Origin of the sequence: Streptomyces adelaidensis, from assembly GCF_016598475.1 — a bacterium.
GTDB lineage: Bacteria > Actinomycetota > Actinomycetes > Streptomycetales > Streptomycetaceae > Streptomyces > Streptomyces adelaidensis.
Window position 1 is genome coordinate 1 of sequence record NZ_JAEMUX010000307.1, and the last position, 457, is coordinate 457.

General features: G+C 66.5%; 1 protein-coding gene. It reads left to right on the plus strand.

Annotated features, from left to right (window positions below; all coding sequences use genetic code 11):
• Positions 1-457: phosphotransferase (locus I8N67_RS41985; protein WP_200309670.1), on the plus strand; the 457-nt coding region annotated here is incomplete at both ends.

Below are 457 nucleotides of genomic sequence, written 5' to 3' on the forward strand. Positions count from 1 at the left end.
ACTACCACGCACCCCGGACAACGCGAAGGCCGTACGGAAAGAGCAGACATGGCTGCCACGGCTGGCGCCACATCTTCCCTGTCGCATCCCAGAGCCGGTGCACGACGGCACGCGGAGTTCCGCATTCCCGCTCGCCTGGTCGGTGTACCGCTGGATCGATGGCGATGAAGCCGGCCCGGGATCGGTCACAGACTGGGCCGCCTTCGGAGGCGACCTGGCGACGATCGTGCAGAGCCTGCATTCCATCCCACTCATGGGAGCCACTCGCCAGGGCGGGCTCAGCTGGTACCGCGGAGGTGGCCTGCACGCTTGTGACCGGTGGATCAGCGGGTGCTTCGACAACTGCCGAACGATCCAGGGCCTCGACCTCGACATCGCGCATCTACAACACCTGTGGCAGAGCGCGCTCACCCTGCCCGAGCCATCTGACCGCCACGTGTGGCTCCACGGAGACCTC